The following is a 5,304-nucleotide window of genomic DNA, read 5'->3' on the forward strand; positions in this document are numbered from 1 at the left end:
GTAAGCGTCGAGCCGACCTTGATATCGGAGTTCTCCATCTTCCAGATCTCTTTCCCCGTCTTGGCGTCCAGCGCCACGATGTGGCCGTCCAATAGGGTCTTGAAGATCTTGCCGTCGGCGTAGGCCAAACCGCGGTTGACGACGTCGCAGCAGGCCACCGCACGCGCCGCTGGGTCTTGCTTGGGCTTGTGCTCCCATAGGATCTCGCCCGGTCTCTCGAGATCGAAGGCAAAAGTATTATTGGGGAACGGCGTGTGGATATACATGATGCCGTTCACGACGAGCGGCCCACCCTCGTGACCGTGCAACACGCCCGTCGAAAAGCTCCATGCGGGTCGGAGCCGCTCGACATTGTCCGCGTCTATATCCGTCATTTTGCTGTAGCGGGCGCACGCATAATCCTTGCATTGCATCACCCAGTTCTCGTCGTTCTGCGACAAGCGGATGATCCCGTCATTCGAAGACCCTGTCCGCGCCGTCACGGATAGAGCCGCGGCGGTCACGATAGCGGCAAGATTTTTTGCTGTGATTGTCAGGGACATTGTGACTTGCTCCTCCGTTGCTCCTCCGGATGGTCAAAAGGCGATTCTTGTTCGCAAGATCGCGCGGTCCGATTCGTACCGTGCAACCCCGGTAGCGCACAATCTAAGTGCGCAGCCCCGCTTTCGATAGAGTCCCTTACCCGCAATTCGCGTGTGATAACTCCACATGCGATGGGGTTAGATGTCCCAGAGGTGTGGGATGACTCCCCGGGGTCGACGTACGGGAGAAATAAAGGACAGGAGGCGTGGCGTGCCGCGTCTGGCAGGGCGGCGACAACCGCACCGGCCGCAAGGTGTCGTGGGGCGGAGGCGCGCGGTACCGTCGAGACCGTTAGGGCGTGGGAAAAAGCGGTTCGTCCCTGAACCTAAGGTCATGAGAGCGTCGAAGGGCCCTACCCCCACGACGCCGAGTCATGCTACGATGCCGCCCGAGCCCGTGGAAAGGGGAATATCTCATTCATTCATCGGTGGATTATCATCAGTTCCCGGTGCACCCAGCAGCGCAAGATAGGACCACCGCCCTGGACCAGCCGCGCAATGAGACCCACGATCACGATCCTGCTGGTCGATGACCATGCCATCGTGCGGCAGGGCTGCCGCCTGCTCTTGCAGCAGGCGGGCTTCGAGATCGCGGGCGAGGCGGCCTCGGGAGAAGAGGCCTACGCCTCCTGCCTCAAGCACCCGCCGCGCGTCGTGATCGTAGACCTGGCCATGCCGGGCATGGGGGGACTCGAGGCCATTCGGCGCATCCGCGCCCGCTTCGCGGAGTCCGCGGTGGTCGTGTTCACGATGCACGACGACCCCATGATCGCGACTCGGGCCCTCAAGGCGGGTGCCACCGCGTTCGTGACCAAGACCAGCGCGCCGCGAGACCTCGTCGAGGCCGTCCGGCGCGCCGGTCGAGCGGAGTGCTATCTGAGTCAGGACATCGCACAGGCCATCGCGCTCTGCAGCCTCGACACGCAGAAGAGCGCGCTCACCGCGCTGACGGCACGCGAGTTCGAGATCTTCCGCATGCTCGCCGAGGGCAAGGCGTGTGCCCAAATCGCGGAGTCCCTATCCTTATCGCCCAAGTCGGTGTCCAACTATTCCCTGCGCATCAAACAAAAGCTCGGCGCCGCGAGCGTCGCGGACCTCGTGAGGCTCGCCATCGCGGAGGGCCTTTGCCGGCGCACGACGCTCGCGGAGGGTTCGAGCGGCCGGCCTGCGCCCGATCCAATGCCGGCTTGACGGCATGCCGGGCGACCCTGGCGCAACACCCCTCTGTGGCGGCGCCTCGACCGCAAGCGGCCCGCCACCGGCCGGTAGCGGGGATCGGGAAGGGTGCCGGGCCGAGAGGAGCGGTCTTCCCACGCATCGTATGCCTCACCGAGGAGACCACCGAGACGCTCTATCTCCTCGGCGAGGAGGCACGCATCGTGGGCATTTCGGGATTCACCGTCCGCCCCCCGCGGGCGCGCCATGAGAAACCCAAGATCTCGGCCTTCACGAGTGCCAAGATCGACCGGATCGTCGCGCTCGAGCCGGATCTCGTGCTGGGCTTCTCGGACCTCCAGGCCGACATCGCGGCGGCGTATACGTATTCAACCAGCGCACGGTCGCGGGGATCCTGGACATGATCGGGCTGCTCGGCGCGGGACTGGTCATCCTGCTTTACACATCATCCCAACTGCCCGGATGTGGGGAAATATTCTGGGTAGTGAGGAAACGGGGTGAAGCGGGGAGCCGTGAGGTAAGTGATGTGCGATAATATCGTTTATCGACTTACCTATCACTGAGGAGCCTCTCATGACCGGACTACACCGCACACCGCTGACGACTTCCCAGAAGATGGAGTGTGTCGGAAAAGCGTTGGCAGGGCAAGCCGGCTGTGGTGGGATAGCAGCGCTCAGCCGTGACTATGGGTTTTCTCGCCCGACGGTGTATGCAGCCGAAGGCCACGGCCGCTGAGGTATGTAAGAGAGCATTTGAGGAGGTGCAGTCAAGGTCCGGCGTGTAGGTCAAGTAGACCCGGCGCAATTGCGGCGTGCGGTGGTGGGGTTACGGGTGATATCGCCCAATGCCCCGGGTCCGATGGAGGACCTGATCCCGATCTTGTATCCAGGTGTTCAGAGTTTCTCTCGAATAACGATGGCGGCTCGAGCGGCAACGATTTGCCGCCTCGCCGGCCTGCAGGGCCGCATGGCCCAGCAGACGCGGGTCTCGGGTCATTAGCCGCTGAATGACGTTTGCACTGACGCCGCCATCGGGCGGGCGGTAGACCTATCAACTGTGCCGCGGAGGCTGAGTATGTCGAAGGGCGGGACGGGTAACGAACCCGGGGCTTGTGGACAGCGTCGGGCGATCATTCATATCGGGACGGAAAAGACGGGCACCAGGACCATACAGGAGTACCTGCATATCAATCGCAAGGAGCTCTTGTCCGGCGGTGTCGCCTATCTCGGGGCATCAAGGAGCAAGAACAACATCGACCTCGCCACCTACTGCATGGATAGCGATCATGTCGATGACCGGGTCACGCGTCTGGGACTGCGAGACCCTGAGCGCAGACGGGCATGGCGGGATGGCTACCGACGGCGGTTCGAACAGGAGCTGGCGGCGCTCGACCAGGGTATCCACACCATCATTTGCTCGTCCGAGCATTTTCACTCCCGCCTAAGGACCCCTGGCAGCGTGTCCGACCTGCGGGCGTTGCTCCAGCCCTGGTGCTCGGCGGTCGCGATAATCGTGTACCTGCGTCGTCAGGACCAACTAGCAACCAGCCTGTACAGCACCGCGCTCCGGGTCGGCTTGAGCTCGGCACAGATCATTCCGAGAGGCGATGTCAACGACCACTATTACAACTATGAGATACTCCTGTCGCTGTGGGCAGCGGTGTTCGGAAGGGGCGCGATCAGGCCGCGCGTCTTCGAAAGAGAGCGCCTCGTAGCAGGGGATCTGCTTACCGACTTCCTCGATGCCTGCGAATTATCGCACCTCGATCCCATACTACGGCGGCCGCCCAACAAGAACGAGTCGCTGTCGGCGCTCAGCGCAGAAGTGGTGAAATGCTTCAACCTGCAGCGCCCGCCCTTTCCGGACGATCAAGTGGATCCCCTGCGCGACATGAGGTTCCGCTTGATAGCAACGCTCGAAACCACGCATCCGGGCAAACCATTGCTCCCTCGGCGCGCGGACGCGCAGCGTTTTTATCTACAGTTTCGAGAGTCCAATGATCGGGTCGCCAGGGAATGGTTCGACGGGACATTGTTCCAAGAGGACTTCGGGGCCTATCCGGTCGATGCCATGGCCCCGTCGATGACCGTAGACGAGGTGATGAAGGACATCACCCGCATGCTGAGCGAGCTGGCCACAAGATCACATATCATTCCACGGACACCGCTAGTCGATCAGATCGATGAATCGTGCCCGGATCACGAGATTTTTCGGCGCCTGGCCATGGCCTTCAAGACGGTAAAGCCGGAGCTGGCGTCTCTGCTCGATGGCAGGGCACATAGGCTTAGAGACCAGGCTATCATCCTGTCGCGGTAGACCCCGTCCCCAGCCAACGTTCACGGTGCACCAGGTGGGCGGGCGAGGACAGCTTCTCCGATTCGGTCCAAGCAGCCCGCGGCCAAAGGGCGGTTGATCTGTTGCCGGTCATTAAGCGAGTTCGCGCGAAGAAGGAAAAAGCTGCGGCTCATTAAAAGCATGACTTATTCGGAGTGCGGTGCGTCGTCGCCGCACGTTGCCACTACAATAATCTCTGCGGTAAAGGTAGTGCCGGTGTTCTTTGTAACGCTTACCGGTCGCTTGTAAGAATTACATGCTATCCGCCGTGGAGTTCCAATAACTGGATGGCGCTCTCTTGTTGCTCGGTAATGAGTGGAGCTCGCTGTCCCATCGGAAAATCAACTCAATTGGGGACGTAGCACATCAGCGCTTCGGGCGGACTGGCATGAAGATTGCCCAAGGTATCTTGATGCAGTAGTCCTGAGCCCGCTCAGATTCGTACTTATCGGGGCAAAGGAATCTTCGAGATATTGTATATAATACGAGACCCTGCATGAGTGCATCAAACGAAATATCTGAATTGCCATATCTCCTCAAGTCACTACCCTGGAGTTGGATATACTATTGTTCGTCAAGATCCCTTTTGTTGGGCCTATTATTTATCTTTGACTCTGTCCATTAAGGAGAAATGACCATATGCTAAAGGTTGTCGAAATATTGGCACAGTCCGAGAAGAGCTGGGAGGACGCCGCGCAGCTCGCGGTTCAGGAGGCTGCCAAAACGGTGCGCAACATCAAATCGGTCTATATCCAGGAGATGGAAGCGACGGTCGAGAACGATCGGATCACCTACTACCGGGTCAACGTCAAGATTTCCTTCGCGATAGAAGGACGATAATCCTTATGGGAGGTACCGCTCGCCCGCCGCCAGCTTGTAACAGGCGCACATGTCCTGTTGCGCTGAGCACGAGAGATCGGGCAACCCGTCGTTCTACAAGAGGAGCGCGTCGTTCTACAAGAGGAGCGCGATGAGTAACCAACTACCCTATACCCCCAAACAGTTCGCCCTCAATGGGCTCAACGGCATCTCCGATCGCACGCTGGAGATGCACTTCAAGCTCTACGAGGGTTACGTCAAGGAGATCAACAACCTGAGGGAGCAGATTGCAAGGGTCCTGGCCGACGGCAAGGTCGATCAGGAGGAGATGCCGGCTTACTCGGAGCTTACACGCCGGCTGGGCTTTGAATACAATGGCATGGTGTTGCATGAG

General features: G+C 60.0%; 5 protein-coding genes and 1 pseudogene. 5 read left to right on the forward strand and 1 reads right to left on the reverse strand.

Annotated features, from left to right (window positions below):
• Nucleotides 1-542 (reverse strand): PQQ-dependent dehydrogenase, methanol/ethanol family (locus M3461_02710; protein ID MDQ3773350.1); only part of this gene is annotated, 542 nt, incomplete at its 3' end.
• Between the two features lie 537 nt (nt 543-1,079).
• Between M3461_02710 and M3461_02715 the strand changes: the two genes are divergently transcribed.
• The 5 genes and pseudogenes from M3461_02715 to M3461_02735 form a co-directional block, all read left to right on the forward strand.
• Nucleotides 1,080-1,772, forward strand: coding sequence for a response regulator transcription factor (locus M3461_02715; GenBank protein MDQ3773351.1), 693 nt, complete (start codon nt 1,080-1,082; stop codon nt 1,770-1,772).
• A gap of 83 nt (nt 1,773-1,855) precedes the next feature.
• Nucleotides 1,856-2,175 (forward strand): annotated as a pseudogene (locus tag M3461_02720) (ABC transporter substrate-binding protein).
• A 656-nt stretch (nt 2,176-2,831) separates the two neighbouring features.
• Nucleotides 2,832-4,073 (forward strand): hypothetical protein, encoded by a 1,242-nt coding sequence (locus M3461_02725; protein MDQ3773352.1) that lies wholly within the window; start codon nt 2,832-2,834, stop codon nt 4,071-4,073.
• Nucleotides 4,074-4,730: 657 nt separating this feature from the next.
• On the forward strand, nt 4,731-4,931 hold the full coding sequence (locus M3461_02730; GenBank protein ID MDQ3773353.1) for a dodecin family protein: 201 nt from the start codon (nt 4,731-4,733) through the stop codon (nt 4,929-4,931).
• Nucleotides 4,932-5,061: 130 nt separating this feature from the next.
• On the forward strand, nt 5,062-5,304 hold a 243-nt coding region (locus tag M3461_02735), incomplete at its 3' end, for a superoxide dismutase (protein MDQ3773354.1).

Source organism: Pseudomonadota bacterium (assembly GCA_030860485.1).
GTDB lineage: Bacteria > Pseudomonadota > Gammaproteobacteria > JACCXJ01 > JACCXJ01 > JACCXJ01.

What these genes read in the sequence shown, in the direction of transcription:
- M3461_02715 (MDQ3773351.1), top strand. Translation starts at nt 1,080, where the DNA reads ATGAGACCCACGATCACGATCCTGCTGGTCGATGACCATGCCATCGTG.
- M3461_02725 (MDQ3773352.1), top strand. Translation starts at nt 2,832, where the DNA reads ATGTCGAAGGGCGGGACGGGTAACGAACCCGGGGCTTGTGGACAGCGT.
- M3461_02730 (MDQ3773353.1), top strand. Translation starts at nt 4,731, where the DNA reads ATGCTAAAGGTTGTCGAAATATTGGCACAGTCCGAGAAGAGCTGGGAG.